Origin of the sequence: Campylobacter aviculae, assembly GCF_005406215.1 — a bacterium.
Classification (GTDB): Bacteria; Campylobacterota; Campylobacteria; order Campylobacterales; family Campylobacteraceae; genus Campylobacter_D; species Campylobacter_D aviculae.
Genome location: NZ_NXMA01000001.1, coordinates 153,386 through 177,418 on the forward strand (window position 1 = coordinate 153,386; position 24,033 = coordinate 177,418).

The window sequence follows — 24,033 nt, forward strand, 5'->3', positions numbered from 1 at the left end:
GTTTATTTTATCTAAAAATTATACACTTTGAGATAAAAAGCAATAAAAATCGATCGAAAAATAAGGAAGCGTGAAAAATGGTAATAATTGAAGAAAAATAAAAATTTTTAACTTCCTTTTACGTCGATGCTTTTCAAATATCCATTATCATTTAAAAACAAGTAAAGCTCCCCTAAGATATGTTTTTTTTGCTTTTCATTGACTAATTTTGAATTGCTGATTCTTTCGTTGAGTATATCCATAATTTCATGGATATCATAATCAAGATCCTCAAGCGTATCGAGTATGGATTGAGCTTCTATAATCCCTTCGATTTCATAGCCTTTTTCATTAACACTAATGATCGCTTCAGTAGGATGGGTGAAAAGATTGTGTTTCATTCCAAGCACTTCTTGATAAGCCCCCACAAGAAAAAACCCTAAGAAATAATTTTCCTTTTCTACATCAATATCATGCAAAAATAAAGGTTTGTCTTTAGAGTATGAAATTTCCCCATCACTATCGCAAGTGATATCCCAAATACTCGCACTTCTTGTTGGCTCTTTATCCAAATGATCAAGCGGCATGATAGGAAAATTTTGTTCTAGTCCCCAAAAATCAGGCAGGCTTTGAAAAAGTGAAAAATTGACCAAATATCTTTCTTGTACTTCATCTTGTATGGCAAGCAAATCAGCAGGATTTTGTTTATCTCCTAAAAGTAAAATGGCTTTTTTGATGTTTAAATGAGTTAAAATTTCAGCATTGGATCTATCTTGCAAATCCACATATCCTAAGTCAAAAAGCGTTAAAATACTTTCTAAATGATCAATACTATCATGCAAATACTCCAAAGCATTTGAAGGCTTTATACTCTTAAAAAGATCGTATAATTCATCGATAAGCTTTGGATTTTTTTCCTTGAGTAAAAGTTTATCTTCAGAATACTCTTGAGAGAAAAGTTCTAAAACAGGAGCGATTAAAACAGCGTGATTTGCTGCGATAAAACGACCACTTTCTATAAATATATCAGGTTCTAAGTCGCTTTTTTGCTCCGCGATATTTTTAAGGATAAATACCACATCATTTGCGTATTCTCTAAGTGTATAGTTCCTGCTATTTTCATTTTTAAATTGAGAGTACTCTACAGCTAAACCACCACCAAGATTGATCGCTTTTAAATTTTTAGCTCCCATTTTTCTAAGTTCAGTATAGATATTTCCAGCTTCATTTAAGGCTTTTTTTAAAGGATGAATTTCAGTAATTTGAGATCCTAAGTGAAAATGTATCATGGTAAATTGATCTAGTAATTTATTTTTCTTAAGCAAATTAACAGCCTCTATAAGCTCGGTTGAAGTGAGTCCAAATTTGGAATTTATACCTCCGCTTTTCGCCCAAATTCCAACACCAGCAGAATGCAAACGCACTCTTAAGCCTATATTTGGCTTAGGTTTGAAGCGCTCCTTGGCTATATCAATGATCGCTTCAAGTTCGTTAAGTCCTTCGATAGTTAAAGTGATATTGTGTCCCATTTCAGCTGCAATAAAACCTATATTGATAAGTTCTCTATCCTTAAAGCCATTTACGGTTATTGGAGCGTTTTCATTGTTAAAAGCCATAGCTAAAAGAAGTTCAGCCTTACTACCAGCTTCGAGTCCGTAATTGTATTTTTTTCCGAGTCTAACGAGATTTTTAACAAAGCCAGGGTATTGATTGACTTTTAAAGGATAAACCGCGTTAAATTTGCCCTTGTAATTAAATTCCTTACGAGCTTTATTAAAACTTCCATAAATGTTTTCAATTTGCTTTTGGATTAAATGTGGAAATCTTAAAAGCAAAGGTCCTTTATAACCATCATTTCTTAAATCTTTTACGATATCAATAATAGCGGGATTTTTTTCATAATTGATACAAACTTTACCATTTTTAATAATAAAATTTTCATTTCCCCAAATATTAATCCCATAATCCATCATAAAAACTGCTCCAAATCTGAAATTTTAATAGTTTTTTCATCTTTATTTTCTAAATTTTTATAAAACAAGCTTTCGTTTTTAAATTCATTTTCCCCCATGCAAAGAAAAATTTTAGCCTCGGCTTTATCAGCGTTTTCTAAGTGTTTTGCGAGTTTTTTTGCATCATAGCTTAAAAGAACTTTGTAGTTTTTTCTAAGTTTGGTTGCAATTTTAAAAATTTTTGAAATATAAATTTCATCCAAAGAGCAAAGATAAATTCCCTCTCTTTGTAATTTTTCTTCTTTTTGTTCTAAAATAGCCATGATTCTTTCTATGCCCATAGCAAAACCTATGCCAAAACCGCTTTTTCCTCCTAAATATTCTATAAGTCTATCGTATCTTCCTCCACCGGCAATGGCTGATTGTGCACCGATTTCATCACTTATAAATTCAAAAGCTGTTTTAGAATAATAATCCAAGCCTCTAACAAGCTTAGAATCTAAAGTAAAATCAATTCCATTTTCTTTTAAAATGCTTTGCAAATGATTAAAATCATCTAAACAGCATTGACATAAATTTTCTTCTAAAAGTGGAGCTTGATGAAGCAAATTTTGACATTGCTCATTTTTACAATCTAAAACGCGTATAGGATTTAAGCTTTTGCGTCTTTTGCAATCCTCGCAAAATCCTTCTTGATTATCAAGATAATGAATGAGTTTTTCTCGGTAAGGTGGAAGACATTTTGAGCAGCCTAAAGAATTAATAATGAGTTTAAATTTAATATCAAGGCGTGAAAAGATTTCAGCCAACATTAAAACAATACTTGCATCTTCATAAACACTACTTATTCCAAAACTTTCTACACCAAATTGATGAAATTCTCTTAAGCGTCCTTTTTGAGGCCTTTCATATCGAAACATAGAACCATGATAAAACCAACGTTTAACGCTTATATTTTTATCAAATTTCTTCTCGATATATGCACGAACTGCTCCAGCAGTTCCTTCAGGACGCATACAAACTTCATTGCCTCCTTTGTCTATAAATTCATACATTTCTTTACCCACAATATCAGAGCTTTCACCCACACTTCTTTTAAAAAGAACACTTTGTTCTAAATGTGGCGTATTGATAAATTCAAAACCGTAATTATTAGCCACATTCTCGCAAACTTCAATGATTTTTTTGTAATATTTAGCACTTTGATCGGTTAGATCTTTCATTCCTTTAAGAGCGTTAATCATTGCAAAAATTCCTTTATTTTGGCGTGTAATTCTTCTATACTTTTGTTTGCATCAAGCTGTAAAATTTCTATTTGAATTTTATTTTGCAAAAATAATAAAATATTTTCTAGCTTTTTTTGGACATTTAAAAAATATTCTACTCCGCGTTGTTCTATAATATCTTGTTTTTTTCCTCCTAAGCGTTGCTTGATTAATTTTTCATCCGCTTTTAAAAATATAATTTTTTTTGGAAAAAAATGATCAAGTGCGAAAGAGTTTAGAGAAAAAAGCAATTCATCATCAAAATCAACCGCATAAGCCATACCTGATATAAAACTTCTATCACTGATGATAAGTTTATCTTTATTTGGATGGATAACTTCTTCGTAATGTTGTGCGCGATCAGCTAAAAAAAGTAAAACTTCAGCTCTTTTTTTAAGATTTAAATTTTGATAAAGCAAGATATCTCTTAAAGATTTTCCTAAATCAGTTCCACCTGGTTCTAAAGTAAAAATAGCTTCTTTATAAATTTCTTTTAAGAGTGAAATTTGCGTACTTTTACCAACGCAATCAATCCCTTCAAATGCTACATACAAGTTTTATCCTTTAAAAATGGTAAAATTTCCTTTGGAACTAAAGAGCTTACATTGCCTCCATGCGTGACTATAGAACGCACTATAGAGCTTGAAATAAAAGCATGTTTTAAACTCGGCATTAAATAAATCGTTTCTATCTCATCCCAAAGAGCATGATTTGCATATCCAATTTGTAATTCATATTCAAAATCACTCACAGCCCTAAGCCCGCGTATGATGGTATTGATCTTAAATTCTTTAGCTAAATCTACAAGCAAATTATCAAAGGTAATGATCTCTACATTTGAAATATCTTTTATTGCAAGTTCTGCTAATTTTTTACGCTTTTCTAAACTATAATAAGGTTTTTTATGATCGCTCTTTGCAATAGCTATAATGATTTTATCAAAGATTTTAAGAGCGCGTCTTACTACATCTAAATGTCCATTTGTAATAGGATCAAAAGTTCCAGGATATAAACAGGTCATTGCAACTCCAAAAATTCAAAATATAATGAATTTAGCCTTAAAAAATAGTAAAAATTCTTAGTTTATTTCCATCTTTGATATAGCTTGTGAGAAATTTCTAATAAATCAAGCCATTTGCCGATGATAAAATTTTCCATCTCTTTTAAGTTTTTAGCCTTTGAATAGCTTGCAATAACAGGCGGAGCTATAATAACGCCCATTTGACTTAATTTTGCCATGTGTTCTAGATTGATGGTAGAAAAAGGCATCTCTCTAACGCCTAAAATGAGTTTTTTTCTTTCTTTAAGTGCTACAGCAGCACAGCGAGTTAAAAGAGTGTCTGCTAAACCTGCATGAATTTTTGCCAAAGTGGAAATAGAGCAGGGTGCAATGATCGTTTTTTCTATCCCAAAAGAACCACTAGCTACACTAGCACTTAGATCGCTATCTGATAAAAAATGGGTATTTTTAAATTTTTCATCACATATTTTTTTTAAATTTTCTTGAGTTTCAGCATGAAAGCTTAATTTTGCTCCTTCGCTAAGGATACAATAAAGCTCGCATTTTTTTTCTAAATTTTCTAGCAATTTTAACCCCAATGAAACACTACTTGATCCTGAAATTCCTAATAAAATTTTCATTGGATAATCATCCTATTTTTTCCTATGACTATACCTTGCATCACTTTACCTTCTTTGTTCTTTGCACGAATTCTTTCTCCCATATTAGCACTTTGCAAAGCCATAAGTTCTATGGAAACATCTACATTTCCGTCACTTAAAATTCCTATTATAGAATCATTTTTTCGGATTAAGGCTGAAGTCTTGAACATATTTTCTTTTAAAATAGTATTTTTGCTGATATTGCTTTTAGCTATGAGATTATTTGTATCTTCTGGGCTTAATGCATTAGCAGGAACTTTATCAAAATCCAATAGAATGCTTTTGTAGTCAAAAGCACCAAGTTTGTCTCCTCTTTTTATAGCACGATTGCTTTTTAAAACTTCTAAATTTGCCTGAATAAAATATCTAAAAAATACATTTTTTTGTATATTTTGCGGGGTTTTAAATTCAGCTCTTAAAAATCCTTGAGCTTGATTAAAGCGACCATTAGCAATTCTTAAAAATTCATACTGGTTAAAATCTTTAGGCAGGGAAGTAGTTTTTAAATCAATTTGAGTGATTAGTATTTTTGGAAAATTGTTTTTTATTTCTTTTGCAAGGGCGAGTTTTATTTCTTCTAAATCCGCCCCATCAGCCAAATTGATAAAAATTATAAGTATAAAGAATAGATTTTTCATCATATTTTGTTTTATTAGAAAGCAGGTAAGACAGATCCATTATATTTGTTTAAAATAAATTGTTTTACTTTATTGCTTTGCAAAGCTTTAATTAAAGCTTTTATTTTAGGATCATTTTCATGTCCAGCTTTAACAACCAAAATATTTGCATAAGGACTATTTTTATCTTCCATAAATATACTATCTTTAATAGGATTTAAATCAGCAGATAAAGCGTAATTGGAATTAATAACAGCAAAATCAACATCTTCTAAAGATCTTGGCAATTGTGCAGCTTTTAATTCTACAAATTTTATTTTTTTTGGATTATCTGTTATATCTATAGGAGTTTTGAGATTATTGTTTTTAAATTTTAATAAACCTTTACTTGCAATGATGTCTAAGGCTCTACTTTCATTAGTAGGATCATTCGGTATAGCTATTATAGCACCTTCTTTGATATTGTCTAAATTTTTATATTTTTTAGAATAAACAGCCATAGGTTCAAGGTGAATGTTAGCTACTTTAACAAGTTTTGTACCCTTATTTTTATTAAATTCTTCCAAATAAGGAGTGTGCTGAAAAAAATTCGCATCAACTTCACCGCTATCTACAGCTAGATTTGGTAAAACATAATCTGTAAATTCTTTAATGACGAGTTTATAGCCTTCTTTTTCAAGATCGGGTTTGACTTGCTCTAATATTTCAGCGTGAGGCACGGGAGTAGCAGCAACGCTGATAGTTTCTAGGGCATTTAGATTTAAAAATAAGCCTAATAAGCTTGATATCAATAAAATTCTAATTCTCATTATTTTTTCCTTTTTAGATAAATAATTTGTTTTTATATCCAATTTTTATTCATATTTTGCTTAAAAGTTGTGAAATAATTTTTTCTTTTTTATAAATATGAAAATAAACGATACAATTAAAAAAAGGCAAATTATAAGCTGAAAAATGTAATTTTTTTCATTGTTCGATATAATACTTATAGCAAATAGAATAATTAAAGAGAAAATGATATTTAGAGTTTTATTATTTTTTGACCAAGAATAAAAAAGATTTCCTAGAATTTGTATAATTTGAACTAAAATAAGTAGAATTACAACTGTTTGTATCATGATTTCTTTATTAAATCGTTCATATCCGTAGCGAATAGCAATATCACCAAGTCCGCCACCTCCAACCGTTCCGGCTAAAGCTGAAAAGCCTATAGTAAAGATTAGGATTAGGGTTAAGCCATTGATGATATTAGGCAAAGATTCTACAAAAATAACTTTAAAGATAATTTGCATATTGCTTGCACCATAGCTTTTGGCAGCCTCTATAATCCCTTTATCTACTTCTTTAAAGGCACTTTCTAATGTTTTAGCCAAATAAGGAGCTACGCCTATGGCTAAAGGCACGATCGCTGCATCAGTTCCTATGCTCGTTCCAACGATGATTTTAGAAAGGGGTAATAAAATTACAATGAGTATTAAAAAAGGAAAAGCACGTAAAATATTGATAATAAAATCTAAAATAGAATAAGCAATTTTATTTTCTTTGATACCATTTTTATCCCAAGTTGCAAGTAAAATTCCAGGTACAATAGCCAAAATAAAACCAAAAGATACAGACATTAAACTCATATAAATGGTTTCATTTAGTGCGGGTTTTAAGATAAGATCATAATTTTGAGGAAAAGTAAGAATAGAATCTGTCGCGACTTCTTTTATATCTTTCCAAGAAATTTCAGAAATAAATTGTGATATTCTATCAAAAAAAGCATTCAAGAAATTTTCTTCATTCATGATGCAAACTCCCACAATACTCCGTTTTTTTCTATGTAGTTAAGCACTTTATCTTTATCTTTGTGATCGATATTGATCACTAAATTTCCTAAGGCTTTGCCGTTTAATTTTTCTATTTTTCCCCAAACTATATTAAAATCTATATCCAAAGTTCTAGCCATATGAGTAATGATTGTATTTTCAACCACTTCTTTAGGAAAGTATAATTTTATATTTAATCCATGTGCAGGTAAAAAATCGCTTTCACCTAAAAACTCTTTCATTTTTTGATTAGGCTTTAAGAAAAGCTCATCAATGGCACCACTTCCTATAATCTTACCTTGTTCTAGTAAAAGTGCCTTTTGTGCTATATCTTTTACCACATCCATTTCATGAGTTACTAAAACTACGGTAATTCCAAATTCAGCATTGATTTTACTAATAAGCTCTAAAATATTTTTAGTGGTATTGGGATCTAAAGCCGAAGTTGCTTCATCACTGAGTAGAATTTTTGGATTTAAGGTTAAAGCTCTAGCAATAGCTACTCTTTGTTTTTGCCCCCCACTTAATTCTTTTGGATAAGCGTTAAATTTGTGTTTAAGTCCTACAATTTCAAGCAAAGAATGCACTTTTTCATTGATTTCTTTTTCACTCATGTATTCTTTGTTGAAAATTTTAGAATGAATTTTGCATTGAGAAAAATGTGTTCTAAGTGGCATAGCGACATTTTCAAAAATGTTTTTTCTTTCCATAAGAGCAAAATTTTGAAATATCATTCCTATATCTTTTCTTAGCATTCTAAGTTTTTTAGGATCTTTTTGCTTTAAATCTTTAATCTCTTCATCTAAGACTTTCAAGCTTCCTTTTTGATAATCTTCAAGTCCATTGATACATCTTAAAAGAGTTGATTTTCCAGCTCCACTATGCCCAACGATGGCATAAATTTCACCCTGTTTTATTTCTAAAGAAACATCATCAATGACAAGTTCTTTTCCGTAATATTTTTTTAAATTTTTTATTTTTATCAAAATTTAACCTCTTAGATTAGCAAGTTCGGCGGATATTTTTTCAAGTTGTGTTTTTAAATTTGTTAAGGCGGTTTTATTTTGCTCTACGACTTCTTTAGGGGCATTGGCTACAAATTTTTCATTACTAAGCATTGAATTTATCTTAGCACTTTCTTTTTCAAGTTTGGCTTTTTGGTTTTCAAGTCTTGATATAATCCCGCTAAGATCGACATTATCAAGTGTGATAAAAATTTCTAAATTATCACTGACATCGCAAATTGCTTTTTCTAATTTCCGATTTGTAAATTCTATATTTTCACATTTTGCTAAAGTTTTTATAAATACAATAGATGAGTTTAATTCTTTTTCAAAAATAGGATTGTTAAGCTTGATATAGGCTTTTTCTATTTTGGAATTTCCTAAATCAATAAGGCTTTTAGCTCTTCGTATGCTTACAATGCTTTCGATCAATAAAGAAAAAGTATTTTCTATATCATTTTCATTTTGTAAAACGATTTTAGGATATTGCGCGATCATGATGGAAGGGCTAGTTTCTAAGCTTGTATTGCTAAGCTCGTGATATAAAAATTCGCTGATAAAAGGCATAAAGGGATTTAAGAGTTTTAATGCTTCTTTGAAAATACTTCCAAGCTCTTTTACGCTTGATTTTTCAGCCTTGCTAAGTTCTATTCCCCAATCGCAAAAATCATCCCAGAAAAATTTATAAATCGTATTTGCAGCGTCATTGAAACGATAATTATCCAAATTTTCTCTAACATTTTTAACGCAATTTTGAAATTTTGAAAAAATGTATTTTGCAAGTTTTGATTCTAAGCTAATGTGTTCTAAATCTTCAAATTTACTTTCATTTAAAAGTAAATAATTTGCCGCATTTATAATTTTGTTAGTAAAGTTTCTAACTTGCAAAAGCTTATCGTTACTAAGTTTGATATCCCTTCCTTGTATGGCAAGTAAAGCTAAGGTAAAACGCAAAATATCCGCACTATATTCTTTAATGCTTTCATTAGGATCGATCACATTTCCAAGGCTTTTACTCATTTTTCTACCTTGTTCATCTTTAACAAGGGCATGCAAATAAATATCTTTAAAGGGTAAAGCGTTTAAAGCATTTGTGCTTTGAAACATCATTCTTGCTACCCAGAAAAACAAAATATCAAAGCCAGTTATCAATAAAGAATTAGGATAAAATTCTTTCAAATCTTCTTCAAACCAAATTTGATCTTTGCCCCAGTTTCTATTACCCCAGCCTAAAGTGCTCATAGCCCAAAGTCCAGAAGAAAACCAAGTGTCTAAAACATCTTCATCTTGTTTGAAATTTTTACTTTGGCATTTTGGGCAAATTTCAGGAGTATCTTCGCTCGCCCATTCATGTGTGCATTCGCAATAATACACAGGAATTTGATGTCCCCACCAAAGTTGTCTAGAAATACACCAATCTTTTAAATCTTTCATCCAAGCGTTAAAGCTATTGATCCAATGATTTGGATAAAATTTACTTTCACCTAAAGCCACTTTTTCTATACTTTCTTTGGCGATTTCTTTTTTAACAAACCATTGTTTTGAAATATAAGGTTCAACGACATTGTTACAGCGATAACAATATCCTACTTGATTATTGTATTCTTCTATTTTTTCTATAAAGCCTAGTTCTTCAAGTTTGGCAACGATTTTTTCTCTTGCGTCTAAACGCTCTAAACCTTGAAATTCTAAACAATGTTCATTTAAAATACCTTTTTCATCAAAAACGGTTATAAAATCTAATTGATGTCTTAAACCAACTTCATAGTCGTTTATATCGTGTGCTGGTGTAACCTTAACCACTCCCGTTCCAAATTCTTTCTCAACATGAGTATCTGCTATAATCTTGATAGCTTTTTGAGTGAGTGGTAAAACCACTTCTTTTCCTATAAGTTTATTGTAGCGTTCATCCTCTGGATGGATCATAACCGCTGTATCGCCAAAAAAGGTTTCTGGACGAGTGGTAGCTACGACTAAGTATTTATCACTATCTTTTAAAAAATATTTAATATGATAAAGTTTTCCTTTGTTTTCTTTGTATTCGACCTCAATATCGCTTAAAGCTCCATCATGAGTACACCAATTGATCATATAATTTCCACGAACGATAAGCTTTTTATTGTAAAGCTCAACAAAGGCTTTTTTAACGGCATTAACCAAACCTTCATCCATGGTAAAGCGTAAGCGACTCCAAGCTGGAGTTATGCCTAAAGTTCTCATTTGATCTAAAATTTTACCACCACTTTGTTCTTTCCACTGCCAAACTTTTTCTATAAATTTTTCTCTACCTAATTCTTCTTTTTTAAGTCCTTGTGCAAGAAGTTGCTTTTCAACTACGTTTTGAGTGGCAATACCCGCATGATCAAGTCCTGGCTGATAAAGAACTTTATAACCATCCATTCTTTTATAACGAGTCATTATATCTTGCAAAGTGAAAGTTAAAGCATGTCCGATATGAAGTACTCCAGTTACATTTGGAGGAGGCATCATGATACAAAAATTTTTATTTTTTTCTTGTATAGATTTATTTCCGTCTATTTCAAAATATCCACGTTCTTCGCAAATTTGATAATATTTTCCTTCTATATATTTATCATAAGTCATTACTACAACCTAAAATTTACTTTGATTTTAATTAGATTCTATCTTTATTTTTTCACAAAATGGGAAGAAATACTGTGCTGTATTAACCCCTGTTTTTAAGCTTTTTATATGTTTAGAAAATTCGCTTCCTTTACCATCTTTTGTAATTTTAAGTTTTAACTCTTTAAGTTTTTCTTCGCGTGCAACATGGCTGTCAATTTCTTCTGGAGTATTAATATAGGGCTTAATTTTGTCAATACTTATATATTTATAAGCTTTTCTCATATCTGAAAATATAATATCTTTGTTATAAATAGTTAATTTCATTTCGCCTTTTGGTAGCATTTTAACAAAGATAGCCAGGTTATAGTCCTTAGCATTGTTTTGTATAGGTTCTAATATATCTTTTAATAAATCAATTCTATAATTACTTAAAAATTTTCCATCTAAAACATAAACTTGCATACCTTCAGTACTTAATTTTGGTTCTAAGCGACTATTCTTTCCAATGGTTAAATATTCTTCAGCAACACCAAAATTATAATTGTGTTTTTTAGTATTTTTAGCCATTTTGTCTCTAAGTGCTTTTTCTTTTTCTAAAATTTTTTTCTGTTTATTTATTTCTTGCTGGAGAGCTTGAATTTTTGCTTGTTTATCATCTTTTATCGTATGTTGTGTTTTGCTTTGAACAATTTGATTTGATTCATTAAATGCAGGTATAGTTGCGTTTTTAGTTTCGTTATTATTATTATTATTATCTAAAGCATTATTAGCTTGCGTTGTATTCGTTTCTTGTTTATTAGAATAATCATTATTGATATACGGATTGTTTGCATAAGAATTATAATTTTCATTAGAATGTTTATCTTGGCTGTTTGAGTCAGATTGATTGTCATTTTGAACATTGTTTATAGAAGAAGTGTAATTATAATTTGGTTGAGAATATTCAAAAAGATAATAATATGTTCCTCCTAGTGTTAAAATAACAACGATTAATATTCCAACAATAACAGAAAAAATTTTTAGATTCATTTTTAATCCTTAAAAATCAATATTTTTAAAACCATAATTTTTTATTTTACTATGAATGAAGTAAAAGAAATGTTAAATTTTATATTTTTAAGTAATTTTTTTTTATAATTTTAACTTTTTTAAGGAAAATAATGCCACTTTCTAGATTAAATGAAGAGCAATATAAGGCTGCAACCACTGATTTTGGACATAATTTAATTATTGCAAGTGCAGGTACGGGTAAAACTTCTACTATAGTTGCAAGAATATCTTATCTTTTAAGCAAAGGTATTGATCCGAAAAAAATAATGTTATTAACCTTTACTAATAAAGCTAGTAAAGAAATGATCAATCGTTTAAATATTTTTTTTGATAAAAGCATTACAAATAAAATTCTTGCAGGAACTTTTCATAGTACGGCTTATTCTTTATTGAAAAATGCGAATAAAGATATCATTTTAAAGCAAGCTAGTGAATTAAAAACTTTATTAAGAAGCGTCTATGAAAAAAGAACTTTTAGGCACTTAAGTGATATAAAGCCCTATCAGGCAAGTTATTTATACGATATATATTCTTTATTTCAAAATAAGGCACATAATCAAGATTTTTTTACTTGGTTTTGTAAAAATTATGAAGAACAAAGCATATATGCTGAAATTTATGAAGATATTCTTAAAGAATATGAAGATGAGAAAAAACGCTTTAATTACGTTGATTTTAATGATTTGCTTTTAAATTTAAAAGAGCTTTTAAAAGATAATAAATATGAATTTGATGAAATTTTAGTGGATGAATATCAAGATACAAATACCTTGCAGAGTTCGTTAATAGAATCTTTTAAGAGCAAAAGCTTATTTTGCGTAGGAGATTATGATCAAAGTATTTATGCGTTCAATGGAGCAGATATTAATATTATCGGTAGTTTTAAAGATCGTTTTAAGGATGCAAAAATATTTTCTTTAAATAAAAATTATCGTTCTTCAAAAAGTATTTTAGCTTTAGCAAATAAAGTGATTTTAAATAATGAGAGACTTTATCCCAAGGAACTTATTGTCACAAGAAAAGATGAATTTAAGGCGCCGACTTTATTAACCTTTGAAGAATTATTTGATCAATATAAAAATATCGCTAAAATGATATTTACAAGTGGAGTAAATTTAGAGGAAATCGCAGTTATTTTCAGAAACAACTCAAGTGCTGACGGGATTGAAGTGGCACTAAGAGAGCAAGGGATCGCTAGTGCTAGAAAAGGCAGTGGTAGCTTTTTTGAAAGTTTGGAGGTTAAAGCTTTTAATGCAATGCTAGCCTTAGTGATTAACCCAAAAGATATCATGGCTTTTATCCATCTTATCCAATACACTAAAGGAGTTGGAGGGGTATTAGCAAAAGAAATTTTTGACACGCTTTTAAAATTGGGACATGGAAGTTTGATCAAAGGTTTTTTAGAACCTGATAAAAATATTAGCTTACAAAACCACCAAAAAAGAAATTATCAACTCGGTCTTTTTGGGGATTTGGAAGAGCTATCTGATGAAAAACGTTTCAATTTAGAGAGTGAATTTAACACTCATCCTATTTTAAAAATTTCAAAAATCAATGACTTATGTGCAAAAAATTTAGAAAAGATTTATTTTTTTCTAAAAGAAGCTATAGAGATTAAATATTCTTTAACTTTGGTAAAATTAATTTGTCAAAATTCTTTTTATAGAGAAATTTGTGAAGAACTTGCTATTAAAAGGGCAACAAACAAAGCAGGACAGGTTGATTTAACACGAAAAACTGAAAATTTAGAAAAAATAGAAGGTAAGTTAAATGTATTAAGAGAATTGGCTAAAAACTATAGCGATATATATAAATATTATAATTTTCTTACTTTAGGTGCTAGTGAAATGGGTAGCGAAAAAGGTGTTAATTTACTCAGCGTTCATGCGAGCAAGGGTTTAGAATTTGATCTTGTTTTTGTTGTGGATCTTGCACAAGGTCGTTTTCCCAACCAAAAACTTATGAGTATGGGTGGAAGTTTGGAAGAAGAAAGAAGACTTTTTTATGTGGCGGTAACTAGGGCAAGAAATATACTTTATTTAAGTTACGCAAAATATGATAAAAATAAAAAAACTTCGTTCGCACCTTCGTGTTTTTTGATAGAAGCAGGACTTTGTAAAGCAGAGATAAAATAGTTTTATGAATCTTAAAAAAAACATTAGCTTTTTCAAGATATAATTTCAATGTTTTAAATTATTTAAAAAAAGGAAATTATTATGAGTTCAGTAAATTTTAAAGGTAGTCCCGTAAATCTTAAAGGAAATATAGAGGTCGGAGATCAAGCGCCAAAAGTAAATTTGAAAGCAAAGGATTTAAGTTTGGTTGAAATTGGTGCAGCAGGTAAAACTCAAATCGTTTTAAGTGTGCCAAGTCTTGATACCCCAGTATGTGCTACAGAAGCAAGAGATTTTAATAAAAAAGTTGCAAGTTATAATGGAGCTGAAGTTATTGTTGTAAGTATGGATTTGCCTTTTGCAATGGGTAGATTTTGCAGCACAGAAGGTATAGAAAATTTAGTTGTGGCGAGTGACTTTGTTGCTAAAGAATTTGGAGAAAAATACGGCGTTTTAATTAATGACAGTGCTTTAGAAGGGCTTTTGGCACGTGCTGTGTTTGTAATTAAAGATGGTAAGGTAGTTTATAAAGAATTAGTGAATGAAATCACAGAAATGCCAGATATCTCAAAGCTTGATGCTTTTTTTAGCAGTTGTGGTTGTGGCGGATGTGGTTGTCATTAATCTAAAATATTTTGGCCACAAGTTTTTTGTGGCCATTTTATAATTCAAACTCTCTGATTATTCTTATCTCTAATATTTTTTAAATTCTTCACGAGACGTATTATTTTAACTCAATTGTTGTTTATTGCATACAATGAATCACTTTTAATAAATTAAAAGAATAATTTATGCTTGATTTCGTTATAATCGAATGCTTTTTATTATTTAAAGGAGAATAGTATATGAATAGAAGGGATTTTATCAAAAATACTGCTATTGCAAGTGCTGCTAGTGTAGCAGGATTGAGTGTTCCAACTTCTATGCTTGCCAAGCAAGAAGAAAATTGGAAATGGGATAAAGCTGTTTGTAGATTTTGTGGAACAGGTTGCGGAATCATGATAGCTAGAAAAGACGGCAAAATAGTAGCTACAAAAGGCGATCCTGCGGCTCCAGTCAACCGCGGTCTTAATTGTATTAAAGGTTATTTTAATGCCAAGATTATGTATGGAGAAGATAGGCTTGTTATGCCTTTATTACGCGTCAATGAAAAAGGAGAATTTGACAAAAAGGGTAAATTTGAACAAGTTTCTTGGCAAAGAGCTTTCGATGAAATGGAGAAACAATTTAAAAAAGCTTACAATGAATTAGGTGTAAGCGGTGTAGGTATCTTTGGTAGCGGACAATATACTATTCAAGAAGGTTATGCAGCTTTAAAACTTGCAAAGGCTGGTTTTAGAACGAATAATATTGATCCAAATGCAAGACATTGTATGGCTTCAGCTGTGGTTGGTTTCATGCAAACTTTTGGTATCGATGAGCCATCAGGTTGTTATGATGATATAGAGCTTACAGATACTATTATTACTTGGGGTGCTAATATGGCAGAAATGCATCCTATTCTTTGGTCTAGGGTGAGCGATAGAAAATTAAGCAATCTTGATAAAGTTAAGGTTGTTAATTTAAGTACTTATTCTAATAGAACTTCAAATATTGCAGATATTGAAATCATTTTTAAGCCAAATACTGATTTAGCAATATGGAATTATATCGCAAGAGAAATAGTTTATAATCATCCAGAAGCGATGGATAAAGAATTTATCAATAAACATTGTGTATTTGCTACAGGATATGCGGATATTGGGTATGGGATGAGAAATAATCCAAATCATCCTAAATTTAAGGCCAGTGAAAAAGATACAGTTGAAAAAGAAAATGTCATCACTTTAGATGATGAGGAAGCGACTTCCTTAGCATATCTTGGAGTAAAAAAAGGCGATAAATTCCATATGAAGCATCAAGGTGTAGCGGATAAAAATTGGGAAATTTCTTTTGAAGAATTTAAAAAAGGTTTAGCTCCTTATACGCTTGAATATACAGCAAGAGTTGCTAAAGGTGATGATAATGAATCTTTAGAGGATTTTAAGAAAAAACTTGAGCAATTAGCAAAATTATATATAGAAAAAAATCGCAAAGTGGTGAGTTTTTGGACTATGGGATTTAATCAACATACTCGTGGTTCTTGGGTTAATGAACAAGCTTATATGGTGCATTTATTACTTGGAAAGCAAGCAAAACCAGGAAGTGGGGCATTTTCTTTAACAGGACAACCAAGTGCTTGTGGAACGGCTAGAGAAGTGGGAACTTTTTCTCATCGCTTGCCTGCTGATATGGTTGTAGCAAATCCAAAACATAGAGAGATTTCGGAAAAAATTTGGAAAATTCCTGCCAAAACGATCAATCCAAAACCTGGTTCACCTTACCTTGGGATTATGAGAGATTTGGAAGATGGTAAGATCAAATTTGCTTGGGTGCAAGTGAATAATCCTTGGCAAAATACTGCTAATGCAAATCATTGGATTAAAGCTGCTAGAGATATGGATAATTTCATCGTTGTGAGTGATTGTTATCCAGGAATTTCAGCAAAAGTAGCTGATCTTATTTTACCAAGTGCTATGATTTATGAAAAATGGGGTGCCTATGGAAATGCTGAAAGAAGAACTCAACACTGGAGACAGCAAGTTTTACCAGTTGGAGCTGCCATGAGTGATACTTGGCAAATTTTAGAATTTGCAAAAAGATTTAAGCTTAAAGAGGTTTGGAAAGAACAAAGAGTTGATGATAAGCTTATCTTGCCAAGTGTTTTAGAAGAAGCAAAAGCTATGGGATACAGTGAAGATGATACTTTATTTGATGTATTGTTTGCCAATAAAGAAGCAAAAAGTTTTAAGGCAAATGATCCTATTGCGAAAGGCTTTGATAATACAGATGTAAATGGAGATGAAAGAAAGATTGAAGGTAGTGATGGAAAAGAATTTAAAGGTTATGGTTTCTTTGTTCAAAAATATCTTTGGGAAGAGTATCGTAAATTTGGCTTAGGACATGGACATGATTTGGCTGATTTTAATACCTACCATAAAGTAAGAGGTTTAAGATGGCCAGTTGTAAATGGCAAAGAAACTCAATGGAGATTTAATACAAAATTTGATTATTACGCAAAGAAGGCTTCTCCAAATTCTGATTTTGCTTTTTATGGTGGATTTGATAAAATGCTAACAAATGGAGATTTAAGAGTTCCAGTTGATGAAAAACCACATAGTATTAAAAATAAAGCAAAAATTTTCTTTAGACCTTTTATGAAAGCTCCTGAAAGACCAAATAAAGAATATCCGTTTTGGTTAGCAACAGGAAGAGTTTTAGAGCATTGGCATAGTGGCACAATGACTATGCGTGTTCCGGAACTTTATAGGGCTGTTCCAGAAGCACTTTGTTATATGAGCGAAAAAGATGGAGAAAAATTAGGTTTAAATCAAGGGGATATTGTTTGGGTAGAATCACGTCGTGGTAAGGTAAAGGCAAGAGTGGATATGCGTGGAAGAAATAAACCACCCGTTGGACTTGTGTATGTTCCTTGGTTTGATGAAAATGTTTATATCAATAAGGTTACTTTGGATGCAACTTGCCCACTTTCAAAGCAAACCGATTTTAAAAAATGTGCAGTAAAAGTCTATAAAGCTTAATTTAGGATTATGTAAGCAATGAAAGATAGAAGAGAATTTTTCGGTTCTATTTTTAAAGGCTTATGTCTTTGCACGGCGGGAGGTTTTTTAGCCAATTTAGCTTTAAAAGCTAACGATAGCTATGCTTTACGCCCTCCCGGGGCCGAAGACCAAGAAAGATTTTTAAGTAAATGTATTCGTTGCGGACTTTGTGTTAAGGCTTGCCCTTGGGATACTTTAAAACTTGCTAGTTTGTTAGATAGTCCAAAAACGGGTACGCCTTTTTTTAAAGCTAGAGAAATTCCTTGTTATCTTTGCAAAGACATTCCTTGTATAAAGGAATGTCCAACAGATGCTTTAGATAAAAAACATTTAGAACAAGGTATAGAATCTTTAAAAATGGGTATTGCAGTGGTAGATTCTTCAACTTGTATTTCTTTTTGGGGATTACAGTGCGATGCTTGTCAAAGAGCTTGTCCTTTGATCGATAGGGCTTTAAAATTGGAATACAAAAGAAATGAAAGAACTGCTAAGCACGCTTTTTTAGTTCCTGTGGTAGATAATGAAGTATGTGTAGGTTGTGGAATTTGCGAACTTGCCTGTGTTACTGAAGAACCTGCTATCCGCGTTTTACCACGTGAATATGTTTTAGGCAAGGCAAGTGCTCATTATGTAAAAGGTTGGGATAAAAATGATGAGGATCGTATAAAACAAGCTGATACTTCTAAACATTTTAATGCTAAAAAGGCTCAAGATTATCTTAATAATGGAGATGATTTGTGAAGTATTTACTTGCTAGACGTGTGATTCAAATAGGAATTTTATCTCTTTTTAGCTTTAAAGCTACAGATTTTATTTTAAAAGGAAATTTGAGTTCATCTAAGCTTTTTGATTTTATTCCTTTAAGTGATCCTTTTGCAGTATTACAAATTTTTTTATCTAGTTTTAGTATCGATTTGACAGCGTTTTTGGGTGCTTTGTTGGTTTTAATGCTTTATGGAGTGTTTTTGGGTAGAGTTTTTTGTGCATGGATTTGTCCTGTGAATATGATTACAGATTTTGCTGCTTTTATGCGCTCTAAATCAAATTTTAAAAATAGTAAATTTTTAATTTTAAATAAAAATTTACGTTATTATATTTTGTTTTTAGTTTTAGTCCTTTCTTTTGTGCTATCATTGCCTGTGTTTGAAAGTTTTTCTTATATAGGCATAATTCATAGAGGAATTATTTTTGGCACAGCTTCTTGGATTTTTGTAGCGTTTATAATTTTTTGTATAGATGCATTTTTAAGTCCTAGGGCGATTTGTTCTTATCTTTGCCCTTTAGGGGCTTTTTATGCTTTGATCTCTCGTTTTGCTTGGTTGAAAATCAAACACAATGTTCAAAATTGCACTAAGTGTTACCATTGTGTTTCAATTTGTCCTGAAAAGCAAGTTCTTTGGATGATAGGTAAAGAAAGTGCAAACGTAAATTCTGGAGAATGTATAAGATGTGGGCGTTGTATAGAAGTATGCAATGATAATGCTTTGGATTTTAATATATTTAATTTAAGGAAAAAATAATGAAAAAGAAAATAATTTCAGTTTCGGTTGTTGCAGTTTTTTTAGTCGCTTGTGGAATTAATAATAGCTCAAATTCTGATCAAATTGGGCTTAGAAAAGCAAGTTTGGAAAATGAGAATAAGGTTTTTTTAGTGGAGGCAAATTATACAAATTTGCAACCTGGCGAATCGCATCGTTTTGAACGATCATATGAAAATGCACCTCCTTTAATTCCACACGCTATTGAAGATATGCTCCCTATTACAAAGGATAATAATACTTGTTTGAGTTGTCATGATAAAGCTATTGCTAAAGATGTAGGTGCCACTCCACTTCCGGCAAGTCATTATTACGATTTTAGACGTAACAAAAATACAGGAAGTAATATTAGTGATGCTCGTTTTAACTGCACTCAATGCCATGTGCCACAAAGTGATGCCAAGCCTTTGATAGGAAATAGTTTTAAGCCTGAATTTAAGAATAATAAATTGAAAAATCATTCAAATCTTATTGATGTGATTAATGAAGGTGTAAAATAGATAATGAAAAAAATATTTTGTATTTTAAGTTTTTTTTGCCTTTTTTCTTATGCTTATGAGTTAAGGATAAATTCTAACATCACCACTTTAAAATTAGATGGACAGAACTTATATATAGGCACCGAAAAAGGCGAAGTATTAAAATACAATATCCAGGATAAAAGCTTAAAGAAGCTTTTATCTTTGCCAAAAATTAAAGATTATTACGGAGATAATTTTGCTACAATTTATAGCATAGATTCAAGATATGATAAGCTTTTAATTCTTAGCGAGGGAGATTTTGGAAGTAAAAATTTAAGTTTTTATAATAAAAAATTCACTATCAAAAAACTTCAAGAACAAAGTGTAAAAAAGATTTTTTTTATAGACGATAACACTTTTATTTTTATACTTTTAGATTCTGAAATTATTTTAGTTGATCGTAATTTAAAAAAATTAAAAGAATTTCAATTTTCACATTCTAGTTTAAGTGATGCTGTTTTAAATGAAGATAAAACTCAACTTGTTGCTGGTTTTGAAAGTGGGAAGGTTGAGCTTTTTGATTTGAAAAAATGGAAAATATTAAAAAATTATAATAAAATGCATAAAGATAATATCTATCAAGTCGATTTTAAAAAAAATATTATATTGAGTTGTGGAACAGACAGGCGCTTAGGTATAGTAAAAAATGATGAGCAATTTTTCTTACAAAAAGATTTTTTGATATATACTTGTGCTTTAAGTCCTAGTGGTAAATTTGCAATCTATAGTGATAATGAAGCCGAAATTAGTGAAATTTTCAATATAAATAATTTTAATACTATAGCTAAATTTCATAATATGGGTGTAATGGGCGAATTTATTATTTTTATTAACGAAAATGAATTTATAATTTCTGGTTTTGGCAATAAAATATTATTTAGGAAAGTTAATGAATCTCTCTAGCGTTTTAATTATGGCAAAAAAAGAAGAAATATCTCATTTAAAAGAAGAAATATCGAAAATTCCATTTTGCTCGGTAGAACTTTGTGAGAATGAAAAAATAGTTGTTGTAATTGAGAGTCAAAATTTAGAAGAAGAATTAAATTCTTATAAGATGTTAGAGCAATTACCAAATATTATCAGTATCAATATGGTTTTTTCGTATCAAGATTTAGATGAAGATATACAAAAAGCCGTTGATAGTGGAGCCATACAAACTATAGAAAAAAACGAAAATGCTGAAAATATAAAATATTATGGTAGTATTTTTAATAAATTTTCATGAGGACAAAAAATGATTTTCTTAATTCCTTTATTGTTAATCGTAGCTGTGCTTTTTGGAATTGATTATTTATATTTTGGTGATGAAAATAGCAAGGCAAAAGCAAAACAAGAATTAAAACAAGAATTCAATTCGAGCTCAGAGCAAGAAAAGAAAAAATATTTAGAACAACTTTTTAAATCTAAATCATAAATTTACAATCATGGATTATTTATTTTTTATTTTTACTTTTGCTTGTGTTTCTTTGTTGCCTGGACTTTGTATGAATTTAGCTTTTTCATTAGGGCTTTCTTTAGGATATAAAAATGCTTTATGGATGATGATTGGGGAGTTATTTGGTCTAGGAATTATTGTAATTTGTTGTGCTTTTGGAGCAAATATTCTTGCACAATATGAATTATTGTTTAAAATTTTTAAAATCTGCGGAGCTTTATATCTTTTTTATATAGCTTTTATTTTATTTCGAACTCACTGTCAGGTTAGTGAAAAAAAGATCACAAAAAAGGAGAAGTGTTCATTAATATTGCAAGGATTTATAACATCTATTACAAATCCTAAAACTTGGATTTTTATCCTTTCCATTTTACCTTCTTTTTTGAAATTTCATACAAATTTATTTATTTTAACTAGCATCATTTTATTGATAGAATTTTGCTCATTAAGTCTATATGCTTTAGGTGGAAGTTTTTTTAAAATTTTTATGAATAAACATCTAAACAAACTCAATAAATTAAGTGCTTTATGTATTGTTGTTTTAGGCATTAGCATAATACTTAGTTAAAGATAGGTTAAAATGCTTTTTGCTAAAATTAAAAAAAATAATAAGGACGATGATGAAAAATACGATTACTGAAGCTTCTATATATGAGGCACAAGGGCTTAAAAATGAAGCATTGGAAATCTATAAGAATATTTTAAAAGAGGATCCTAGTAATCAAACTGCAATCAATGCCGTGCGTCGCCTTAGTGGATTAAAATCTAAACATAAGGATTTAAACACTCAAATGCTTGATTTTTTTATCAATATGAAAAGTGATGAAGAAGTTAATGAATTTAAAAGATGGTTGGTGAAAATATGAACTTAGAAGATTTAGCAAAAAAAACTATCAGTGAAGTTAGCTCTATTATGGAAGAGCAAAGAAGGCAAAGTGAAATTTTAAAAGAGCAAGAGAAAAATACTCAACAAAATCAGGAGCTTAAAGAAGATAACGAAATAATTATTGAAGAAACGTCTAGTAATTTAGAAGATAAAATTTCTATGGTAAAGCTAGAGGAGCAGAGACTGCAAGATAATATTCAAATTATTGAAAATGAAACTATAGCGCAGCCAATTTTAGAAAATGAAACAATAGATACTAAATCTAATGCTTTTAATGAAGATATATTTTTAAAAAATCTCAAAGAGCGTATTTTAGTTCTTTTTGAAGGTTTAAATAGTGTAAAAAGAGAAGATTTGGATATGAGACTTAATCTAGCTACTAATTTTTTAGAGTTTCTCCTTGCAAATATCGAAGATAAACTTAAAAAATAATCCCAATTTAACTTTTATTGCAAATTTTTTAAAACCTTATACCCAAAGGGCTTATTTAGTAGGCGGTAGCGTTAGAGATATGCTTTTGGGTTTAGAGCTTTTTGATTATGATATTGAAATTTACGATATTAACATTAAAGATTTTGATAGCGTTATGCAAAAATTAGGTGCAAAAGGATTTGGAAAAAACTTTTTTGTGTATAAATTCCGTAATTTCGATATGGCACTCGCTAGAACAGAAAATAAAATATCCTATGGTCATAAGGGTTTTGAGGTAAAAATTTGTAACGATGAAAAATTAGGTGCAAAAAGGCGTGACTTTACCATAAATGCTCTGATGATCAATATTTTTAGCGGAGAATTTTTAGATTTTTATAATGGCTTACAAGATTTAAAACAAGGAATTTTAAGACACATTAACGATCAAAGTTTTCAAGAAGATAGCTTGAGAATTTTAAGGGCCATTGTTTTTGCTTCAAGATTTAATTTTAAAATAGCCGATGAAACTTTAAATTTGATGCGAAATATGGATATAAAAGATTTAAGTCAAGATAGAATCAACGCAGAATTATATAAATTTTTTCAAACTTCTTATTTAAATTTAGGCTATAAATATTTGCAAGAACTTGATTTAGAAAAAGAAATTTTTGGTTTTAAGGGTGATTTTGAAAGCTTAGAATTTCAAAATTTACTTAAAGAAGCTAGAAAGATCATTAAAGATGAGGCTTTGTTTTTATATTTGTATCTAAATTTTTTTAAGTTGAATAAAGAAGTATTTTTTAAAAAAACTAGGTTAAAAAAAGAGTATTTAAAAAAAGCAAATCAAGCTTTTTATTTGAATGATATAGATGATTTTGAATTAGCAAAGATCGCTTTTGATATGCCTTTAAAAGAATGGCTAGGTCTTTGGGATGAAAAAAGGGTAGAGCAGGCTAAAAAACTTAAACTTTATGAAAATAAATTTGAGAGTAAAATTGTCACACAAGATCTTATAGACGCTGGATTTTTTGGAAAAGCACTGGGTGAAAAACTTCAGGAATTAAAAGAAAATGAGCTTAAAGAATATATTAAACTAAATAAAAATACTTAAAATAAAACATTTTTTAGAAATTTTCAAAATAATGATAAAAATTCATAGTAAAAACTTTATTATTTTATAGTTATTTTAATTAATTTTTTTATGGTTTAAGTTTTTGAAATTTAAGAAAATATTTTTAAAAATAAAACAAAAATTGAAAAATAGTTTTGGCTAATTTAACCAAAACTATTATATTTAATCCTCAATTCGAAATTTAAATGTGATAAGATTCCATAATCTAAGATCTTTTTTCAAGCTTTCACAACCCTCAAACATATTTTCATAGTTGGCTATTTTGTTCATATTGTAAGTTTTTATATTATTTTATAGACTATTTTAAATATTGTTTGTCCTTAAAGATGAGATAAAAAAGAGCCAAAAAGGCAAAACCAACACAAGTGGTAAAACAACCTTTGTAAAAGGAACTTATACCATGCAAAATGCAAGAGATAAAGTAGATTT

General features: G+C 29.9%; 24 protein-coding genes. 13 read left to right on the forward strand and 11 right to left on the reverse strand.

The window, feature by feature from the left end; all coding sequences use genetic code 11:
• Window positions 1-107 precede the first annotated feature (107 nt).
• From speA to CQA76_RS00770, 11 genes are all read right to left on the reverse strand, one after another.
• Window positions 108-1,952 carry a biosynthetic arginine decarboxylase gene (gene speA, locus CQA76_RS00720; protein WP_137621543.1) on the reverse strand — a complete coding sequence of 615 codons (1,845 nt, stop codon included), beginning with the start codon at window positions 1,950-1,952 and terminating at the stop codon, window positions 108-110.
• A complete protein-coding gene (gene hisS, locus CQA76_RS00725; RefSeq protein WP_137621544.1) occupies window positions 1,949-3,175 on the reverse strand; it encodes a histidine--tRNA ligase in 1,227 nt (408 codons plus the stop codon). Before hisS ends, speA begins: the two co-directional genes overlap by 4 nt.
• Complete coding sequence (tmk, locus tag CQA76_RS00730) at window positions 3,172-3,750, reverse strand: dTMP kinase (RefSeq protein WP_137621545.1); 579 nt, start codon at window positions 3,748-3,750, stop codon at window positions 3,172-3,174. Before tmk ends, hisS begins: the two co-directional genes overlap by 4 nt.
• Window positions 3,741-4,217, reverse strand: coding sequence for a pantetheine-phosphate adenylyltransferase (gene coaD / locus CQA76_RS00735; RefSeq protein ID WP_137621546.1), 477 nt, complete (start codon window positions 4,215-4,217; stop codon window positions 3,741-3,743). The genes tmk and coaD overlap by 10 nt, the downstream gene beginning before the upstream one ends.
• Window positions 4,218-4,279: 62 nt before the next feature.
• Entirely contained in the window at window positions 4,280-4,837 is a 558-nt protein-coding gene (locus CQA76_RS00740; protein ID WP_137621547.1) for a UbiX family flavin prenyltransferase, read from the reverse strand.
• Window positions 4,834-5,496, reverse strand: a complete 663-nt coding sequence (flgA, locus tag CQA76_RS00745; protein WP_137621548.1) for a flagellar basal body P-ring formation chaperone FlgA — start codon at window positions 5,494-5,496, stop codon at window positions 4,834-4,836. The genes CQA76_RS00740 and flgA overlap by 4 nt, the downstream gene beginning before the upstream one ends.
• Before the next feature lie 14 nt (window positions 5,497-5,510).
• Window positions 5,511-6,284: a MetQ/NlpA family ABC transporter substrate-binding protein gene (locus CQA76_RS00750; protein WP_137621549.1), complete on the reverse strand. Its 774-nt coding sequence runs from the start codon at window positions 6,282-6,284 to the stop codon at window positions 5,511-5,513.
• 60 nt (window positions 6,285-6,344) lie between these two features.
• Window positions 6,345-7,265 (reverse strand): methionine ABC transporter permease, encoded by a 921-nt coding sequence (locus tag CQA76_RS00755; protein WP_137621550.1) that lies wholly within the window; start codon window positions 7,263-7,265, stop codon window positions 6,345-6,347.
• Window positions 7,262-8,272 carry a methionine ABC transporter ATP-binding protein gene (locus CQA76_RS00760; RefSeq protein ID WP_137621551.1) on the reverse strand — a complete coding sequence of 337 codons (1,011 nt, stop codon included), beginning with the start codon at window positions 8,270-8,272 and terminating at the stop codon, window positions 7,262-7,264. Before CQA76_RS00760 ends, CQA76_RS00755 begins: the two co-directional genes overlap by 4 nt.
• Before the next feature lie 3 nt (window positions 8,273-8,275).
• Entirely contained in the window at window positions 8,276-10,894 is a 2,619-nt protein-coding gene (locus CQA76_RS00765) for a valine--tRNA ligase (RefSeq protein ID WP_137621552.1), read from the reverse strand.
• Window positions 10,895-10,921: 27 nt separating this feature from the next.
• Entirely contained in the window at window positions 10,922-11,905 is a 984-nt protein-coding gene (locus tag CQA76_RS00770; RefSeq protein WP_137621553.1) for a hypothetical protein, read from the reverse strand.
• 131 nt (window positions 11,906-12,036) lie between these two features.
• Here CQA76_RS00770 and CQA76_RS00775 point away from each other — a divergent pair, with 131 nt between their 5' ends.
• From CQA76_RS00775 to CQA76_RS00835, 13 genes are all read left to right on the forward strand, one after another.
• Complete coding sequence (locus tag CQA76_RS00775; RefSeq protein WP_137621554.1) at window positions 12,037-14,061, forward strand: ATP-dependent helicase; 2,025 nt, start codon at window positions 12,037-12,039, stop codon at window positions 14,059-14,061.
• A gap of 81 nt (window positions 14,062-14,142) precedes the next feature.
• Complete coding sequence (tpx, locus tag CQA76_RS00780; protein ID WP_137621555.1) at window positions 14,143-14,664, forward strand: thiol peroxidase; 522 nt, start codon at window positions 14,143-14,145, stop codon at window positions 14,662-14,664.
• A 221-nt stretch (window positions 14,665-14,885) separates the two neighbouring features.
• A complete protein-coding gene (gene napA / locus CQA76_RS00785) occupies window positions 14,886-17,660 on the forward strand; it encodes a periplasmic nitrate reductase subunit alpha (RefSeq protein ID WP_137621556.1) in 2,775 nt (924 codons plus the stop codon).
• Window positions 17,661-17,678: 18 nt separating this feature from the next.
• Complete coding sequence (gene napG, locus CQA76_RS00790; protein WP_137621557.1) at window positions 17,679-18,422, forward strand: ferredoxin-type protein NapG; 744 nt, start codon at window positions 17,679-17,681, stop codon at window positions 18,420-18,422.
• Entirely contained in the window at window positions 18,419-19,201 is a 783-nt protein-coding gene (gene napH / locus CQA76_RS00795; RefSeq protein ID WP_137621558.1) for a quinol dehydrogenase ferredoxin subunit NapH, read from the forward strand. Before napG ends, napH begins: the two co-directional genes overlap by 4 nt.
• Window positions 19,198-19,719, forward strand: coding sequence for a nitrate reductase cytochrome c-type subunit (locus CQA76_RS00800; protein ID WP_137621559.1), 522 nt, complete (start codon window positions 19,198-19,200; stop codon window positions 19,717-19,719). Before napH ends, CQA76_RS00800 begins: the two co-directional genes overlap by 4 nt.
• Before the next feature lie 3 nt (window positions 19,720-19,722).
• Window positions 19,723-20,643 carry a WD40 repeat domain-containing protein gene (locus CQA76_RS00805; RefSeq protein ID WP_137621560.1) on the forward strand — a complete coding sequence of 307 codons (921 nt, stop codon included), beginning with the start codon at window positions 19,723-19,725 and terminating at the stop codon, window positions 20,641-20,643.
• A complete protein-coding gene (locus CQA76_RS00810) occupies window positions 20,630-20,965 on the forward strand; it encodes a chaperone NapD (protein WP_137621561.1) in 336 nt (111 codons plus the stop codon). Before CQA76_RS00805 ends, CQA76_RS00810 begins: the two co-directional genes overlap by 14 nt.
• Window positions 20,966-20,974: 9 nt before the next feature.
• Entirely contained in the window at window positions 20,975-21,154 is a 180-nt protein-coding gene (locus tag CQA76_RS00815; protein WP_137621562.1) for a hypothetical protein, read from the forward strand.
• A 10-nt stretch (window positions 21,155-21,164) separates the two neighbouring features.
• Window positions 21,165-21,743, forward strand: coding sequence for a LysE family translocator (locus CQA76_RS00820; RefSeq protein ID WP_137621563.1), 579 nt, complete (start codon window positions 21,165-21,167; stop codon window positions 21,741-21,743).
• A gap of 49 nt (window positions 21,744-21,792) precedes the next feature.
• Window positions 21,793-22,041 carry a hypothetical protein gene (locus tag CQA76_RS00825; protein WP_137621564.1) on the forward strand — a complete coding sequence of 83 codons (249 nt, stop codon included), beginning with the start codon at window positions 21,793-21,795 and terminating at the stop codon, window positions 22,039-22,041.
• Window positions 22,038-22,493 carry an effector protein CiaD gene (gene ciaD / locus CQA76_RS00830; RefSeq protein WP_137621565.1) on the forward strand — a complete coding sequence of 152 codons (456 nt, stop codon included), beginning with the start codon at window positions 22,038-22,040 and terminating at the stop codon, window positions 22,491-22,493. The genes CQA76_RS00825 and ciaD overlap by 4 nt, the downstream gene beginning before the upstream one ends.
• A complete protein-coding gene (locus CQA76_RS00835; protein WP_137621566.1) occupies window positions 22,462-23,583 on the forward strand; it encodes a tRNA nucleotidyltransferase/poly(A) polymerase family protein in 1,122 nt (373 codons plus the stop codon). The genes ciaD and CQA76_RS00835 overlap by 32 nt, the downstream gene beginning before the upstream one ends.
• Window positions 23,584-24,033: the final 450 nt, after the last annotated feature.

Bases quoted from the DNA above. Each gene is read 5' to 3' on its own strand.
- CQA76_RS00775 (WP_137621554.1), top strand. From the start codon at position 12,037: ATGCCACTTTCTAGATTAAATGAAGAGCAATATAAGGCTGCAACCACT.
- CQA76_RS00755 (WP_137621550.1), bottom strand. From the start codon at position 7,265: ATGAATGAAGAAAATTTCTTGAATGCTTTTTTTGATAGAATATCACAA.
- CQA76_RS00810 (WP_137621561.1), top strand. From the start codon at position 20,630: ATGAATCTCTCTAGCGTTTTAATTATGGCAAAAAAAGAAGAAATATCT.
- hisS (WP_137621544.1), bottom strand. From the start codon at position 3,175: ATGATTAACGCTCTTAAAGGAATGAAAGATCTAACCGATCAAAGTGCT.
- CQA76_RS00770 (WP_137621553.1), bottom strand. From the start codon at position 11,905: ATGAATCTAAAAATTTTTTCTGTTATTGTTGGAATATTAATCGTTGTT.
- CQA76_RS00815 (WP_137621562.1), top strand. From the start codon at position 20,975: ATGATTTTCTTAATTCCTTTATTGTTAATCGTAGCTGTGCTTTTTGGA.
- coaD (WP_137621546.1), bottom strand. From the start codon at position 4,217: ATGACCTGTTTATATCCTGGAACTTTTGATCCTATTACAAATGGACAT.
- tpx (WP_137621555.1), top strand. From the start codon at position 14,143: ATGAGTTCAGTAAATTTTAAAGGTAGTCCCGTAAATCTTAAAGGAAAT.
- napG (WP_137621557.1), top strand. From the start codon at position 17,679: ATGAAAGATAGAAGAGAATTTTTCGGTTCTATTTTTAAAGGCTTATGT.
- CQA76_RS00820 (WP_137621563.1), top strand. From the start codon at position 21,165: ATGGATTATTTATTTTTTATTTTTACTTTTGCTTGTGTTTCTTTGTTG.
- ciaD (WP_137621565.1), top strand. From the start codon at position 22,038: ATGAACTTAGAAGATTTAGCAAAAAAAACTATCAGTGAAGTTAGCTCT.
- CQA76_RS00750 (WP_137621549.1), bottom strand. From the start codon at position 6,284: ATGAGAATTAGAATTTTATTGATATCAAGCTTATTAGGCTTATTTTTA.
- speA (WP_137621543.1), bottom strand. From the start codon at position 1,952: ATGATGGATTATGGGATTAATATTTGGGGAAATGAAAATTTTATTATT.
- CQA76_RS00805 (WP_137621560.1), top strand. From the start codon at position 19,723: ATGAAAAAAATATTTTGTATTTTAAGTTTTTTTTGCCTTTTTTCTTAT.
- CQA76_RS00765 (WP_137621552.1), bottom strand. From the start codon at position 10,894: ATGACTTATGATAAATATATAGAAGGAAAATATTATCAAATTTGCGAA.
- CQA76_RS00825 (WP_137621564.1), top strand. From the start codon at position 21,793: ATGATGAAAAATACGATTACTGAAGCTTCTATATATGAGGCACAAGGG.
- napA (WP_137621556.1), top strand. From the start codon at position 14,886: ATGAATAGAAGGGATTTTATCAAAAATACTGCTATTGCAAGTGCTGCT.
- CQA76_RS00740 (WP_137621547.1), bottom strand. From the start codon at position 4,837: ATGAAAATTTTATTAGGAATTTCAGGATCAAGTAGTGTTTCATTGGGG.
- flgA (WP_137621548.1), bottom strand. From the start codon at position 5,496: ATGAAAAATCTATTCTTTATACTTATAATTTTTATCAATTTGGCTGAT.